Origin of the sequence: Halogranum rubrum (assembly GCF_900114455.1) — an archaeon.
Classification (GTDB): domain Archaea; phylum Halobacteriota; class Halobacteria; order Halobacteriales; family Haloferacaceae; genus Halogranum; species Halogranum rubrum.
Genome location: NZ_FOTC01000006.1, coordinates 101,495 through 117,538 on the forward strand (window position 1 = coordinate 101,495; position 16,044 = coordinate 117,538).

Below are 16,044 nucleotides of genomic sequence, written 5' to 3' on the forward strand. Positions count from 1 at the left end.
TCTTATCAATTCATGACCGAGACATCCAACGAAGCAGCAACCTCACCGGGCGACCTGCTCGGGGAACTCTCTGACCGCCCGCTCGCAGAGACGGTGTTGTTAGCTCTCGTGATCTTCCTTGCGGTCGCTCTGACGAGCTATACGATATTTTACGCCTGGGAGCGGCCGTTTACGCAGATCATTCACGGGATGGTCTTTCTGCACCTTGGGCTCTCGCTGTACTACTTGCATCTCGCATACGAGCGTGTCGTGAAGGGCACATCGGTAATCGATGGGCCAATCGTCAGCAGGTTCGATGAATCGGTTCAGCGTCTCGTTGCCCGCGTAGATACGGTAGTGTGTCTGGCCACCGTAGTCGTCTCAGCGTCCGTTGGGTATTACTTCGTCACGGGCTACAGCCGACTCACGGGGGACGCGGTTCTCCTCGGCTACTCAACCATAGACCTCACACTCGGCCTCGTCGTCGTCGTCATTGCACTCGATGCCACGCGACGGGCGTACGGGTGGTCTATCGCACTGGTCGGTATCGCATCCGTCTTCTACGCACTGTTCGGGTCGGTGTTCCCTGGATTCCTCCAGCACACTGGGCTCAGTACGACCGACGTCGCCCTGTACGGTGCGACGCAGGTCGAACGGTCTGGTGTGTATGGGTTCATAACCCAGGCCGGTGCGAAGTACGTGGCCATCTTCATCATGTTTGCGGGGCTGGCCCGGGCCTACGGTATCTTAGATATCGTCCTTGACCTGAGCCAACAACTGGGGAAACGACTCCGGAGTGGGATCGTCCACGTCGCAGTCCTCTCTTCGATGGCCATGGGGTCAATCACTGGGAGTGCAGCAGCCAATGCCGCGACAACAGGGAGCTTCACCATCCCGATGATGCAACGCCAGGGAATCCGCGAGGACTTCAGCGCGGCCATTGAAGCTGTCGCGTCCAGTGGTGGGCAGATCATGCCCCCGGTCATGGGCGTCGCCGCCTTCCTCATGGCCGACTTCGTCGGCGTTCCCTACGTCCGTATCATCCAGGCCGCTCTACTCCCGGCGCTCCTCTTCTACTTCAGCGTGGGCGTTGCCGTCCAATTCACTGTGCTCCGACACGGCTGGACCAGCGACAGAGGCGAAGATACCGGGATATACGAGATCCTCTTCAGCAAGAGCGCGTTGGTCATCGTCGCGTACTTCGCGCTCGCTGGCGGGGCGTTCTACGCAGTACGCCAGATCGGAGAACTGTCACTCGTTCTCTCGGGTAGCGCAACCATCGGTGTGCTCTTGCTCGGGCGGTTCGCCCATGGCGTTGTCACGACGTCTACTGAGAGTGGAGTGACTGAACTTCTTGATTCCATCGAGCAGTTCTTCCAGGCCCGGTACTTCCTCATCCCGCTGGCAGTGCTGGTCTACGCACTTGCGGTGATGCAACTGTCCGCACTGGCAACCGGGTTCTACACGGTGGTGACCCTTATTGCCGTCATGTACGTCCGCGACCTGACGCTACTGATCATCGGAGACGAGTCTGAAGATTCCTGGGTTGCTGGAGCAGACGACGGGGTTTCCTCACCCCCCGGTCTCAGGAGCACCATCCCGAAGCAGTTGTTCGTCACGACGGTCAAGACCCTCCGCGGGTTCATGAAAGGGGCACTCGATATGGCACCCCTCGTGGGCGTCCTTGCTGCGATGGGCGTCATCATCAAGATGTTGACGCAGACGGGGCTCTCTGGGAAAATTAGCCTCCGAATGGTCGCGCTGGCAGGTGGCGTCCTGCTCGTTGCCTTGATTCTCGCGATGTTGACTAGCATCCTATTCGGTCTCGGAATGCCGACTCCGGCAGCCTACGTGCTGGTTGCGGCTCTGCTGACGTCACCGCTGCAGGAACTGGGTGTAGCTGAAATCACGGCTCACTTGTTCGTGTTCTACTTCGCGATGCTCTCGGCGATTACGCCGCCGGTCGCCGTCGGGGTTGCCGTTGCCTCACGCATTGCGGATAGCAGTTTCCTCGTCTCGGCGAAACAGGCGCTCCGAATCGGTATTGCAGGTTTCCTCATCCCGTTTGCTCTGGTGGCGAACGATAGCCTCGTCACCTGGACGGTGACCGGGACGCCAGTGGCCGCCTTCAGTGTGTTTATTGGTGTTGTCGCACTGACCGCCGTCACCATCGGGTTCGACGGCCGGCACGTGCTTGGAATTCCCCACCGGTTCGCCTATCTCGCCCTCACGTTGGTGGCTCTGTACGGACCTGTACTCTCGAAGTACATCGGACCGAGTACTGCGACGACGCTCCAAGTCGGGGCCGCGACGATTGCACTCGTCGGGTTGACGCTAGCCCAACTCGACCGTCTCCCCGACGTCGTCACACCCACCGCTGAGTTGCGCGATCGGTAACTCGCTCCCGTCTTCCTTCTCCGACTTCGGCTTCTGCCCCGTCACCAATAGTGTCGCAGGGATTCCTGCTATGCCTCGATTTAAAGGGAAGTCAACTATTAACATAGTGGCGGTCCCACATCAGGTATCAGTATGTCAAACGATTATACGGGTGCGGACCTGTTCGTTGACGCCCTCGAACAGTACGGCGTCAAACACGTATTCGGCAACCCCGGTACGACTGAAATCCCGGTGCTCGACGCCATCAGTACCGCCAGCCTCGACTACGTCCTTGGTCTCCACGAAGACATCGCCGTTGGGATGGCCGCCGGGTATGCAAGCACACGCCGATACCACAGCCACCACGAGGACGACATCATGCCTGCCGGCGTCGTCAATCTTCACATCACCCCGGGTCTCGCACACGGCCTCGGCAACATCTACGGTGCGTCCTTCACCGGTGCTCCGTTGGTCGTCACCGCAGGGAACCACGAGCGGGACTTCCGTCACGAAGAGCCCCTGTTGCATGGTGAACTCGTCGAGATGGTCGAGCAGTTCACCAAGTGGTCGGCCGAAGTTCTTGATGTCGAAGCGCTTCCAACGATGCTCCGTCGGGCGTTCCGCGTCGCGCTGACACCCCCAACTGGCCCGGTCTTCCTGGCACTTCCACAGGATGTGATGCTTGAAGAGACCGACGCTGAGGAGATTGAACCCCTCGGACCGATTCCGAACGCAGGCCGTGGTGACGTTACGCAGATCGAACGGGCAGTGGACCTGCTTGCCGACGCTGACGAGCCGCTACTGGTGGTCGGTGATCACGTCGCCCGGTCGGGAACGGATGCCGTCGGTTCCGCCGTCGCGTTCGCGGAGGCCGCTGGAGCGCGCGTCCACGCCGAGATGCTCTCCTGTGAGGTAAACTTCCCCAGCGACCACGAGCAGTGGATATCGCATATGCCACCCGATGAGAAGCTTGGGACGATGTTCATGGACACCGATACGATTGTGTTTGTCGGCTGTTCGACGAACACGACGCTGCTGAATCACGACAGCGATATCGTGAGCCCCGAGACGACCTGTATCCACGTCGCCGACGACGCCTGGGAGGTTGGAAAGAACCACCCAGCCAATGCTGCGGTCATCGGTGACCCTGGCCTCGTCATGGACCAACTGGCGGAGCGACTCCAGGACCGGATTCCAGACAATGTCCGCAGAGAGCGCGTCGAACGAGTCCGAGAAGTCAAAGATTCGGTCAGTGGGACCATGCGTCGCATCAGTGAGGACGAGACGCCGGCGGGCAGCACCCGTGCCTCCAAGGCAGAACTCGTCGACGTCATGCGCGACATTGCATCCGATGCGTACATTGTCGACGAAAGTATCACCGCGAAGTATCCACTGCTCATTCGCTGGCAGCTTCAACCAGAACAGTTCATCTCGAATAAGGGCGGTGGTCTCGGTTACGGCCTCCCCGCTGCCATCGGGGCCGCACTCGCCGAATCCATGCGTGAGAAGTCACGCGACGTTGTCGGCTACGTCGGTGATGGTTCGTACCTCTACTATCCACAGTCCATCTACAGCGCGACACGGTACGACTTGGACCTCACGGTGGTCATTCCTGACAACGGTAACTACCGTATCCTCAAGGACAACACGCAGAAGATACTCAGTGAGTCTGACGAGGATCATGACTACGTAGGAATGGACTTTAACCCGCCCATCGACTTCGTTAAGAACGCCGAAAGCCACGGCGCAGAAGCCTGTAGGGTTGAGACGGTCGAAGAAATACGGCCGGCACTCGGCGCGGCGCTCGACAGCGGCGGCGTCAACGTGGTGGACGTACTCGTCCACGACTAGCCTACGGTCAAATCGCGACTCCCATGTTAATTAATATTCTTCGAGAAAACTTTTGTACCGCGGTAGCAACAGCAGGGTACTGCAATGACGAATCTCGTTACAGCGGTCGCGGAGACTGTATCGGAGACACCCAACTCCGTGGCCATTTCCTTCGACGGCACCGAACAGAGCTACAAAACGTTCTGGGAGCGAAGTGGCCAGTTCGCGGCCGCGCTGAACGCCCATGGCATCGGCGAGGACGACCGCATCGCTATCTATCTCCCGAACCTCCCACAGTTCGTGACCGCGTTCTACGGCGCGCTCCGGACAGGTAGTATCGTCGTCCCGATGAACCCACAGTACAAGGCACGCGAGATCGGCCACCTGCTCTCGGACAGTAACGCGAAGGCCGTCGTCACGCTCTCAGAGAACGCCGCGGCAGTCTCCGAAGTCCAGCCCGACACGGACGTCGACACCATCGTCAGTATCGGTACAGAGGTTGAAGACGCGACCGACTTCGAAGCGTTCCTCGCAAACGAGACCGTGCCAGTCGTCGAGCGTGCTGACGACGACGTGGCTGTCCAGCCGTACACTTCTGGGACGACTGGAACACCCAAGGGCGTTCTCCTGTCGCACTACAATCTCGCGTCGAACACGCGGTCGAATATGACCCTGCCAGACCCACCTATCAGTCCGGAGGATAACCTCCTCGGGACGCTCCCGCTTTTCCACATCTATGGCATGTCTGCTGTAATGAATGCCGCTGTGTTCACGGGTGCAACCTACTACCCCGTAGCCGAGTGGGACCCACAGGTCGTCTTCGACCGAATCGAATCCGAGGGAATCACCGTGATGTACGGGGTACCAGCGATGTTCAACGACATGATAAACCAACCGAACGCCGACGAGGTCGACCTCTCCTCGCTCCGATTCGTCAACTCTGGTGGGTCGAGCCTTCCGATGGAGGTGCTAGAGACGTTCGAGGAACTGTTCGAAACGGCGCTGTTCGAGGGCTACGGGCTGACCGAGACGAGTCCCGTCACCCACGCGAACTGGCCCGGCGTCCGTCGGAAGGGAAGTATCGGCAAGCCCGTCGAAGCTGTCAAGGCGAAGATCGTGAACCAGCACTTTGAGGAGATGCCCCGCGTCGAGACGGGCCCGGTCGACGAATCTGTGGTCGACCTCGACGAAGTGGTCGGCGAACTCGTCGTCTCCGGCCCGAACGTCATGCAGGGATACTACGGACTTCCGGAGGCCAACGAAGAGGCGTTCACCTGGGAGGACGGCACCCGCTGGTTCCACACAGAAGACCTGGGATACTGGGACGAGGACAACTTCTTCTACATCGTCGACCGCGAGAAGCACATGATCGTCACCGGGGGGTACAACGTCTATCCGCGCGAGGTAGAAGAGCTTCTCTACGAACACGAAGCAGTCGCCGACGCCGCGGTTGTCGGGATCGAGGATGAGCGTCGTGGCGAGACGGTCAAAGCACTCATTGTCCCTGCACCTGGGGTCGAACCCGGCAAGGACGTCACCGAGGACGAGATTAGACAGTATGCGCTAAACAACATTGCCGAGTACAAGCACCCACGAATCGTCGAGTTCTGCGACGAATTGCCACGCACGACGACAGGAAAGGTCCAGAAGTACGAACTCCGGAACGAGAACTGAGCAACCGCGCCGCTCCTGTTACTTGTCTCCTTGCTGTATGATGTTCGTCACTAGCCGCAGTGTTGCAGCATCAAAATCTCTTTCACACATAGTCTGTAATGGTATGCTATGGCGTTCCAGCTATCGGACGAGCACCGTGCTATTCGGCAGGCTGTCCGTGAGTTCGGCGAGAACGAAATCAAACCAATCGCGCAGAAACACGACCAGGAAGGGACCTATCCGGAGGAACTCCGCAAGAAGGCAGCAGAGTTCGATTTCGTTGCTCCTCATATCCCGGTCGAATACGGTGGTGCAGGGATGGACCTCCTGGACGCTGTCCTCGTCACCGAGCAACTCTGGCGTTCGGACCCCGGTATCGGCAGTGCCGTCAGCAGTGCCGGCTTCGGGACGAACATGATCATCAAGTACGGTGACGACTGGATGAAAGAGGAATGGCTCCCGAAGATCGCGGGTGGGGAGGCTGTCTCGTACTCTGCCATCTCCGAGCCGGCCCACGGCTCGAACGTCGCAGGAATCGAAACCCGTGCGGAGAAAGACGGCGACGAGTACGTCCTCAACGGTAACAAGATGTGGATCACGAACGGGACAATCGCAGACGTCGGTGTCATGATGGCGAAGACGTCCATCGACGAAGGTCACCGCGGCATCACTGCTTTCCTCGTGCCCACCGACCTTGACGGCTTCAACACCGAAAAGATCGACAACAAGCTTGGTATCCGTGCCTCTGACTTGGCAGAGGTCATCGTCGACGACGTGCGCGTCTCCGAAGAGAACGTCATCGGCGAAGTCGACAAAGGGTTCTACCAACTGATGGACTTCTTCGCCTCCGGCCGCACCCGTGTCGCCTCCCAAGCCGTCGGTGCCGCACAGGCTGCGCTCGACGCGTCGCTCGACTACGCCGGTGAGCGCGAGCAGTTCGGCCAGAAGATTGGGGAGTTCCAGGCCATCCAGCACAAACTCGCCGAGATGGCGACCAATATCGAGGCAGCACGGTCGCTGACCTACCGCGCCGCATCACAAGTCCAGAACGGGGACGACCAGCTTGCAGCCAAGTTCGCCAGCATGGCGAAACTGTTCGCTTCCGAACACGCTGTCGACGTTGCTGACGAGGCCATCCAGGTACACGGCGGCGCAGGGTACGTTTCCGACCACCCTGTCGAGCGCTACTACCGGGACGCTCGCATCACGAAGATTTACGAGGGGACCAGCGAGATCCAGAAGAACATCATCGCCGACCGACTCCTGTAGAGGCGTCACGATTCGTCTGACCTGCTATCGCTGCTTTCTGTCGGCTGTGTTTAAAGAAGAGTCGTTGGTTCAAGGAACGCGGAACTCGATGGCAATACCCTGGCCGTAACCGATACACATCGTTGAAAGCCCACGCTCGGCGTCGCGGCGGTGGAGTTCGTGAATGAGCGTCACGGGCAGGCGCGCACCGGAGGCACCCAACGGGTGTCCGATGGCGATGGCACCACCGTTGACGTTGAAGACGTCGTCATCGATGCCGAGTTCGCGCTGACAGTACAGCGTCTGACTCGCGAACGCCTCGTTAAGCTCGACCAGGTCGTAGTCGTCGATGGTCGTCCCTGCACGGTCCATGAGGCTTCTGACCGCGGGAACAGGGCCGATACCCATAATCTCGGGGTCGACGCCCGCGACGCTGTGGGCTCCGATCTCAGCCATGATCTCAAGGCCGTGCTTCTCGGCGAACTGTCTGGACGTGAGCATGACGGCGGCCGCCCCGTCCGAAATCTGCGAGGCGTTTCCGGGCGTGACCGTGCCGTCGTCTTTGAACACGGTGGGGAGGTCGGCGAGTTTCTCCGTAGTCGTTCCCGGGCGCAGGCCTTCGTCTTCCGTAACGACTTCCTGTCCGGTGTCGATGGGACGTATCTCCTCGTCAAAGCGACCCTCTTTGGTCGCCTTGACAGCGCGTTGCTGAGATCGAGCGCTGTATTCATCCTGTACCTCGCGACTGACGTCGAACCGCTCGGCGACGGCTTCAGCGGTCATCCCCATCTGGAGTGCATCGGTGTCGTACTGCTCACGGATGGCAGGATAGGAGTCGATGCCTTGCTCGCGCTGTACCCGCGACATGTTCTCGACGCCACCAGCGATGATGCACTCACGCTGGCCAGCGCGGATGGAGTCAGACGCGGAGGTGATTGCCTGCGCTGACGACCCACAGAGACGGTCGATGGTCGTCGCAGGGACCCGCTCGCCGAGGTCAGACAGGAGCGCAATGACGCGTGCGAGGTTGTTCCCCTGTTCTTTAACCTGCTTCGCACAGCCCCACTGGAGGTCATCGACGTCTGCACCTGTCAGCCCGGTCTCGGCCAGTAATTCGTTCACGAGGGGAATCGAGAGGTCCTCACTCCGGACTCCAGCGTACACGCCGCCTTGCTTCCCCTGCGGTGTTCGGATGGCACCGACGACTACGGGGTCAGTGTCTGTCACCATCTATTCGAATGCGGGGATGCCGGTAAGGTCGTGGCCGATGATGAGCGAGTGAATGTCGTGGGTTCCCTCGTAGGTGTACACCGTTTCGAGGTTGGTGATGTGGCGCATCGGCGAGTAGTCGGCCGTGATGCCGTTGCCGCCGAGCATCTCGCGGGCGACGCGGGACTGCTCACGTGCCATTCGGACGTTGTTGCGCTTCGCCATTGACACCTGTGTAGGCTTCAGGTCACCGCGCTCTTTGAGCTCCGCCAAGCGGTGGGCAAGCAATTGTGCGTTGGTGATTTGGGTCGCCATCTCGGCGAGTTTCTCCTGCTGAATCTGGAAGCCACCAATGGGCTTGCCAAACTGGTCGCGGTCGGTTGCATAGTCGAGTGCCGTCTGGAAACAGTCCATCGCGGCACCAACTGCGCCCCAGGCGATGCCGTAGCGTGCCTGCGTGAGACACGAGAGCGGCCCTTTCATCCCCTCGACGCCCGGGAGGACGTTCTCTTCGGGAACGCGAACGTCGTTAAGACCGATTTCACCCGTGATCGATGCTCGGAGTGAGAGCTTCTCGTCTATCTTGTTGGTCGACACGCCGTCCCACTCTGTCTCGACGAGAAAGCCACGAACCGGGTCGTCGTCCACCGACCGGTCTCTCGCCCAAACGATCGCAACGTCACTGATTGGTGAATTCGTAATCCAGGTCTTCGCGCCGTTCAGCACATAACCGTCTGCATCGCGTTCGGCGTGCGTCGCCATCGCAGAGGCGTTCGAGCCGTGCTCAGGTTCGGTGAGGCCGAAGCAACCGACGGCTTCGCCGGTACCCAGTGCCGGTAGCCACTCATCCTTCTGTGCTTCAGAACCGAACGCGTGGATAGGGTACATCACGAGTGCTCCTTGGACGGACGCCATTGAGCGAAGCCCCGAGTCAGCGGCTTCGAGTTCCTGCATAAGCAGGCCGTAGGCCGTCTCGCTCAGATTTGGGAGCCCGTAGCCGTCCAGATTCGGCGCGTAGAAGCCCATTTCACCCATCTCGGAGATGAGATCCATCGGAAACGTGCCGTCGATCCAATGTTGGCCGATGTCGGGTTTGACCTTTTCCTCGACGAACTCACGTGCGGTATCGCGAACCATGCGCTCTTCTTCGGATAGCTCACTCTCCAGATCTACATAGTCGAGCATACCTAACAGGTAAGATGCGACAATATTAATAGTTCGGTCGAGGGCCTGTCGAAGACCCGTCCGCTGTCGACGGTTTGGAACTCACTCGTGTCGCAAACGATTCCTCTGGTTTCCCCTGAGCGTGCTTCTCACATTCGTACGAGGAAACGTTTTTGAGAGCTGCTTCTGTGGGACTTGGTATGCAGATTGCAGTGTTAGGAGCGGGTAGTATGGGTCACGGAATCGCGCAGGTATCAGCTATGGGTGGTCATGACGTCGTACTTCGGGACATCGAAGACAACCTCGTCGCTGAGGGTATCGAGGGGATTCAACAGAACCTCACAGCGGGTGTCGAGCGTGACAAGGTGACCGAATCGGAGATGGAGGCGACGCTCAACCGACTCTCTGGGACGACCAACCTCGCCGACGCCGTTTCGGACGCTGACCTCGTCGTTGAGGCGGTCCCCGAGGACATGGACATCAAGCAGGACGTCTTCCAGGACGTCGAAGCGTCGGCCCCGAAGGATGCTATCATCGCCTCGAATACCTCGTCGCTCTCTGTCACCGAGATGGCATCCGTACTGGAGCGCCCGGGCCGGACTATTGGTCTTCACTTCTTCAATCCACCACACATCATGGATCTAGTGGAGGTCATCATCGCGGAGCAGACGACCGGCGAGACAGAGGCCCGCGCCATTGAGTACGTCGAGAGCATCGAGAAAGAGGACGTTGTGGTCCGCGACACTGCGGGCTTTGCCACTTCGAGATTGGGGCTCGCACTCGGTCTGGAGGCCATTCGGATGGTCGAACAGGGCGTTGCCAAACCGTCGGATATCGACGCGGCGATGCGCAAGGGCTACGGCTACCCGATGGGGCCGATTGAACTCGGTGACCATGTCGGTCTCGACGTGCGACTTCACATCGCAGAGTACCTGCGCGAGGAACTCGGAGAGCGTTTCAAACCACCGCAGGCACTCCGTCGCAAGGTTCGTGCCGGGAAACTCGGGAAAAAGACAGGCGAGGGATACTATGTCTGGGAAGACGGTGAGAAGGTCGGTATGAGCGGTGAGTGGGGGGAAGGAAATGAGTAAGTCTCTGACAGAGCAGTCGTACGAACTGCTCTCGGTGACAGTCGGCGAACACGCCGACCGCGTGGGCACAGTCTCTATTGAGCGCCCGGACGCTCGAAATGCACTGAACGAACAGGTCCGTACAGAACTGAAGGATGCCTTCAACACCGCAGAGGCCGACGACGACGTTCGGGTCCTCGTCCTAACCGGTGGAGATGAGTCAAGCGCATTCGTCGCTGGTGCCGACGTCACCGAGCTACGCGAACGCGACCTAGTCGACCAACTCGAGGCGAGCAAGCGAGCACGCGTCTATGAAGCCGCAGATGAGCTGTCGATCCCGGTCATCGCTCGCATCAACGGGCACGCACTTGGTGGGGGCTGTGAGCTTGCACAGTCCTGTGACGTCCGCATCGCTCAGGAGGGTGTAAAACTCGGACAGCCGGAAATCAACCTGGGTCTGATTCCAGGCGGTGGCGGGACACAGCGATTGACCCGGCTCGTGGGAGAGGGTCAGGCGATGCGGCTCGTCCTCTCGGGCAAACTTATCGACGCTACTGAAGCGGCCGATATCGGGCTCATCGACGTGGTTTGCAACGAAGACGATATCGACAATCAGGTGTACGACTTGGCGGGTGCGATGGCGGAGAAGAGTCCCATCGCGCTCGAACTCGCCAAGTCGGCTATTCGTAAGAGTTCTCGGCTGGGTCTCGATGATGGTATCGAATACGAATCCGAACTGTTCGTCCAGTTGTTCGCAACCGAGGATAAGAACGAAGGAATCGATGCGTTCTTGCAGAATCGTGAAGCCGAATTCTCTGGCGAGTAAACGCGGGCCGGGAACTTGTTCGTCACACGGTTCTCTCAGCTGTCGAGTCGATAGCTGGGAGTGAATCCCGAACGCCTGGATTGAGGTGATCGTTCCTTGGCAGCCGTTACGATACTCGTATGGTGGGCTAATCGTCACGGACCAAGATCTGGTTGGCGCGCTATCTTGTCCTTTCGAGAGAGAACGGTGGAAATGGAGTTCGTCTTGCTGATGGTTCTTTGTCCGACTGTTGCATAATCTGTGCCATTTATCGCGAGTCGGCTGTCAAGATGTTTCTTATTAAGAAACGCATTGCTATCTTCCGTGGTAAGTGTTGACTATCTACAACCCAAATGTCCTGGACGGGATACGACTGGAGGAGAAGTTGGAACCGAGACACTTCAGAGTGCGTTCGTAATTATGAAACAGTGAATCCGATACGAGAGAGTAGTATTCACTGAACAAACCATCGCAATAGGATTGATATTACAATACTAAGACTGTAACACTCGCTTCCTGAGAACTCACAATCAACCTCCGTCATACGAGTGTTCACTAAATTCCGGCCTTCATCACGTCACAGAGACAGCCTGAGTTTCAGTGGCAGAATTTTAATCTGTGATCCACCGTATTGGAGAACTGAAAGTGAGGGATAGTAGGGGAGGGACGTGTTGGAGTAACCAATACATGCCCTCCCGAAGTAGGCGTAAAAGAGCAGAAAATCAACCAAGTATAGAATCTGCGTTAAGAGTGGGCGAGGTTGAGCTCCAGTTCGTTTACACTCCGATGAATGAGGTCTGAGATCTCATTCTCCAGTTGTTCATGCTTCAAGCGGTGAGCAGGCCCAGCAATGGCAAACGCACCGAGGATGTTTTCATCTGAATCCACGATTGGGACGGCCACGGCACGCAGTCCTCTGGTGCTTTCACTTTCATTAATTGCGAATCCCTGTTTCCGTACTTTGTCGAGTTCGTCGAATAACGCTGTCTCAGTAGTAATCGTGTTCTCAGTCGCAGCTGTTAGACCGTATGTGTCGATGAGGCGTTGAACCTCTTCTCTGGGCATCTGCGCCAGCATGGCCTTCCCTGCGGCTGTGTGATGTATGTGAAACCGCTTCCCAACCCGCCCCTTTGAGAAGACACCCTGCATGCCAGTCTCACGATACAGAACTACTGCTCGCCCGTGCTCTCTGACGGTGAACTGCGCTGTCTCACCGGTTTCCTCAGCGAGTTCCCGGAGTTTCTCCTGAATGAGCGTATTCCCTTCTATCTGGTTCCGGACGTCGGCGCCGATGTCGAGGAACCGAAGACCGAGGCGGTACGCTCTATCGTCTTTTGTGACGAAGTCGCCGGCTCGAAGTGTCGCCAGATGCTTGTGAACGGAACCCTTCGATAGTCCCGTCGCGTTCGCCAGTTCTGTGACTCCAGCGACTTCGCGCTCTTTCAGTTCTGAAATGATAGCGAACGACCGCTCGAGACTCTTCAGCGTTCGCCCATCGTCCGACGCTTCACACCCGTTATCGCCTGTATTTTCCATTGTGAGAGATTGACTCGCCCACCATAATAAAATTCACTAATACGAAACAACTATGTTTGGGGTTGGTGACGAGCGTAGCAGGATTCGAAACACATCGTTTGTGGTGATCGAATCCCTGGCCCCTCTCAAAATACCATCGTCATCCACGCAGCTAGATCCTCCCTTGTGTAACCACGGTTCACCTCGCAGAGTCTAATGGCAGGGTATAGGTTGCTAACACGCCCAATCTGATATGCTCCGGCGCGTCACAGTAGATTGGAAGAATACAGTCGCGTAGCCGTCACCACACTACTCAGCTCTGGGATCACCTACTGAGAGTACTCCTCTCTGGAATCTTGCTTCGGCCAGTGTTGCGTCGTCGAACCGAACTCAAATCTACCTATCAGTGTCTCGAAAGTGAAAACCTGTGCGCAGGGCTTCTATTCTTTCACTATAAGTTGAGCAGCTTGAGCAGGCTGTTCTGGACGGCCGTTGTTCGGGGAGACCTCGGAAGCTAATTAAGTCTTAACAGAAAAAGTTGGAGTAAGCGATTCAGCACCACCAACTGAAGCTGAAGTCGACGCGCTGGCGTGGACACCGGTACTTCTCGACAGATTTCTTGAAGAAGTGTTCGATTTTACCTACTCGATCCCCAGCTGTCGGCAGTTGATGAATGGTTTGGAATTGGGTCACCAAAAGTCTCGTCAAACAGTCGCCGAAGCCAAGCCTGAAGATTGAGACGGGTTCCATGATGAGCCCAAAGAAAGCAACAAGAAATGGACGTCACTGTAGATTGCATCTACCAAACCAAGAAATACGTGCAGTTTGAGCTGCGTCCCGTGTGGTTTCCACGTGGTATACGTCCTCATTGTCGCACTGTGCGAAGAATTCCAAAAATATCTGATTATAGATTCGACACGGATTGAATATCCAGAGCTAGAGGATTCACGAGGTGAGTGGAAAGCTGTTGTACTGATGCCGGGGATCTGCCTCAAGCATAAAACGCGGTTCATCGGTGATCAATCAAGATTCGCCTTTGTGAGAACGCAGATACTTCTCGAGCAGCAGTCGGGATCTTCTCTCGGCAAGACAGACACCCCTTATTGCCGCTGCAAATGTCGAACCCGTCTTTGCTCTCGAAGTAACTCGGAGACACACCCCTCGTTGCCGCTGCAAACGGCAAGGCGAAGGGCGGATGTATTAGTTAGAGATACATCGTGACCTCTCTATCCCGACAGAATTAAATACCAATGAGTCGAACCAAATCATACAAGAGTCACATAGCAACATCTAGGAGTGACTTCGGTCACGACACAGCGGTTCAACCGCTCTGTGTGTTTGTCTGGCGAGTTAGCCTTCTGCGCGTTCTACCTCGCTCAAACGGACAATTTCTCTAAGCAAGATCACCCGACACGCTCGCTCAGTTTGCAGCGGCAACGAGGGGTGTGTGTGCTCGGCTGTATCACCGCAGATTCGCCCAAAGATATTCCACGTGAAGACGGGCGACCAACCACTTGCAGCGGCAACAAGGTCTTCTTCCAGCGGCAACGCAGGGCTATTTGCAGCGGCAACAAGGGGTGTCAGACATATATCTGAGCAACGATTATTCAACCAACTCACTGTCCAGAACCAAGCGCTACAAGCTCTAATAAGCTGGATTCAGTGTGGCTACCCCTTGCCACTTTGCTATTCGTGTCTTAATTGGCCGAGCAAGATCTCACTCATTTGCAGCGGCAACGTGGGGTGTTTCCAGCGGCAACGACCTATGTTGTAATGCGAACATTGATACTCTCTCACGAGAGCACCATTCACAAACGGATGTCGGACTCAATCGACTACTTTGGAGGGAACGATGCCATCTTCCGAAACAAGGATCTCCTCCAAGTCAAATACCTTCCAGACGAAGACCGCATCATCGGTCGGAACGAACAGTTGAACGATCTGGGTTCGTCACTCCGACCTGCACTGAAGGGCCAGACTCCCAACCACGTCCTCATTTACGGCAAAACGGGGACAGGGAAGTCACTTTGTTCGAAGTTCATGGCTCGCCAGCTCAAAACTCGAGCCGCAGCAGACGACGTTCGTGTGGGGACCGCCTACGTGGACTGTTTTCAGGACTCGACTGAAACGCAGGCGGTCAAATCGATCGCCATCCAACTGAACGACGACGCCGGTGGCGAACTCCGAATCCCCGCTGCTGGCTTGAGCACGGGCGACTACTATCGGAAGCTCTGGACTGTTGTCGACGATTACTACGATGTTGTCATCGTCATCCTCGACGAGATCGACAAACTCGACGGTGACAACGTCCTCATGCAACTCTCGCGTGCAGTCGAGTCTGGCAAGCTCACTAGTAGTACGCTTGGGGTCATCGGTATCAGTAACAAGATTCAGTACAAGGACACGCTCAACGAGCGAGTCAAATCAAGCCTCTCTGAGCGAGAATTCGTCTTCCCGCCGTACGATGCAAACCAGCTGCGGGCAATTCTCGAGTCACGACAGGATGCGTTCCGAGACGGCGCGCTCTCTGATGCAGTGCCACCGCGCGTTGCTGCACTTGCCGCTCGTGAACATGGTGACGCACGCAAAGCAATCGACATCCTCCGGTTTGCTGGTGAGATTGCAGAGGATGCAGGCGACAGCGTCGTCAGGGAAGCCCATGTGAACAAAGCCCACGAGCGAGAGGAACAGAATCGTGTCGCGGACCTCATCTCGAAGAGCACGCCGCACAGTCGCTTCGTCCTCATCGCACTCGCGAACATCGTCCAGCAACGCGGCGACGACGAAGCATGGGTCCCGACCAACGATATCTACGACGTCTACCGTACTGTTTGCAAGGGTGACGGAGCTGAACCCCTCAAGAAGCGCCGCATCCGAGATATCCTTTCTGAGCTCGAGTTCCTCTCGATTATCGACCAAGACCTTCGCGGTAAGGGGCAAGGACAGGGCAACTATATGGTCAATCGTCTCTCCGAAGTCAAGCCGACAATCGTCATCAAGGCGTGTGCTGACGCCGATTAGTCTGGTTGTCATTCTGACATTGGTTGCAGCGGCAACGAGGGGTGTGCCGAGAATGTATCGTTGATCAGTCAAATCGACGGGTAGCTATCGATGAATCGTGTTGTACGCGCGCTCAAGCACAATCGAGATCTTTCTCCTTGAACTTCCGTAATGGCTTCTGGAACTGCTCTTTTA

The 16,044-nt window shown here is 57.2% G+C and carries 11 protein-coding genes; 8 read left to right on the forward strand and 3 right to left on the reverse strand.

The window, feature by feature from the left end; translation table 11 throughout:
* Window positions 1-12: 12 nt before the first annotated feature.
* The 4 genes from BM083_RS18535 (at window position 13) to BM083_RS18550 (ending at window position 7,107) form a co-directional block, all read left to right on the forward strand.
* Window positions 13-2,376: a TRAP transporter permease gene (locus BM083_RS18535; protein ID WP_089871481.1), complete on the forward strand. Its 2,364-nt coding sequence runs from the start codon at window positions 13-15 to the stop codon at window positions 2,374-2,376.
* Between the two features lie 132 nt (window positions 2,377-2,508).
* Window positions 2,509-4,206, forward strand: coding sequence for a thiamine pyrophosphate-binding protein (locus BM083_RS18540; protein WP_089871483.1), 1,698 nt, complete (start codon window positions 2,509-2,511; stop codon window positions 4,204-4,206).
* A gap of 84 nt (window positions 4,207-4,290) precedes the next feature.
* A complete protein-coding gene (locus BM083_RS18545; protein ID WP_089871485.1) occupies window positions 4,291-5,859 on the forward strand; it encodes a long-chain-fatty-acid--CoA ligase in 1,569 nt (522 codons plus the stop codon).
* A 108-nt stretch (window positions 5,860-5,967) separates the two neighbouring features.
* Window positions 5,968-7,107: an acyl-CoA dehydrogenase family protein gene (locus tag BM083_RS18550; protein WP_089871487.1), complete on the forward strand. Its 1,140-nt coding sequence runs from the start codon at window positions 5,968-5,970 to the stop codon at window positions 7,105-7,107.
* A 69-nt stretch (window positions 7,108-7,176) separates the two neighbouring features.
* Here the strand turns inward: BM083_RS18550 and BM083_RS18555 are convergent, their stop codons facing one another.
* Window positions 7,177-8,313 (reverse strand): thiolase family protein, encoded by a 1,137-nt coding sequence (locus BM083_RS18555; RefSeq protein ID WP_089871658.1) that lies wholly within the window; start codon window positions 8,311-8,313, stop codon window positions 7,177-7,179.
* 3 nt (window positions 8,314-8,316) lie between these two features.
* On the reverse strand, window positions 8,317-9,480 hold the full coding sequence (locus BM083_RS18560) for an acyl-CoA dehydrogenase family protein (protein ID WP_089871489.1): 1,164 nt from the start codon (window positions 9,478-9,480) through the stop codon (window positions 8,317-8,319).
* Between the two features lie 179 nt (window positions 9,481-9,659).
* On the opposite strand from BM083_RS18560, the gene BM083_RS18565 reads away from it, so the two are divergent.
* Both BM083_RS18565 and BM083_RS18570 read left to right on the forward strand, forming a co-directional pair.
* Window positions 9,660-10,550 (forward strand): 3-hydroxyacyl-CoA dehydrogenase family protein, encoded by an 891-nt coding sequence (locus tag BM083_RS18565; protein ID WP_089871491.1) that lies wholly within the window; start codon window positions 9,660-9,662, stop codon window positions 10,548-10,550.
* Complete coding sequence (locus BM083_RS18570) at window positions 10,543-11,355, forward strand: enoyl-CoA hydratase/isomerase family protein (RefSeq protein WP_089871493.1); 813 nt, start codon at window positions 10,543-10,545, stop codon at window positions 11,353-11,355. Before BM083_RS18565 ends, BM083_RS18570 begins: the two co-directional genes overlap by 8 nt.
* A 723-nt stretch (window positions 11,356-12,078) precedes the next feature.
* On the opposite strand, the gene BM083_RS18575 is transcribed toward BM083_RS18570, so the two are convergent.
* Window positions 12,079-12,870: an IclR family transcriptional regulator gene (locus BM083_RS18575; RefSeq protein WP_089871495.1), complete on the reverse strand. Its 792-nt coding sequence runs from the start codon at window positions 12,868-12,870 to the stop codon at window positions 12,079-12,081.
* 564 nt (window positions 12,871-13,434) lie between these two features.
* Here BM083_RS18575 and BM083_RS24180 point away from each other — a divergent pair.
* The gene (locus tag BM083_RS24180; protein WP_143085772.1) at window positions 13,435-13,587 is read left to right on the forward strand and encodes a winged helix-turn-helix domain-containing protein; all 153 of its coding nucleotides are present in this window, start codon (window positions 13,435-13,437) and stop codon (window positions 13,585-13,587) included.
* Between the two features lie 1,080 nt (window positions 13,588-14,667).
* On the forward strand, window positions 14,668-15,870 hold the full coding sequence (locus tag BM083_RS18585) for an orc1/cdc6 family replication initiation protein (RefSeq protein WP_089871499.1): 1,203 nt from the start codon (window positions 14,668-14,670) through the stop codon (window positions 15,868-15,870).
* The last annotated feature ends 174 nt before the right edge of the window (window positions 15,871-16,044 follow it).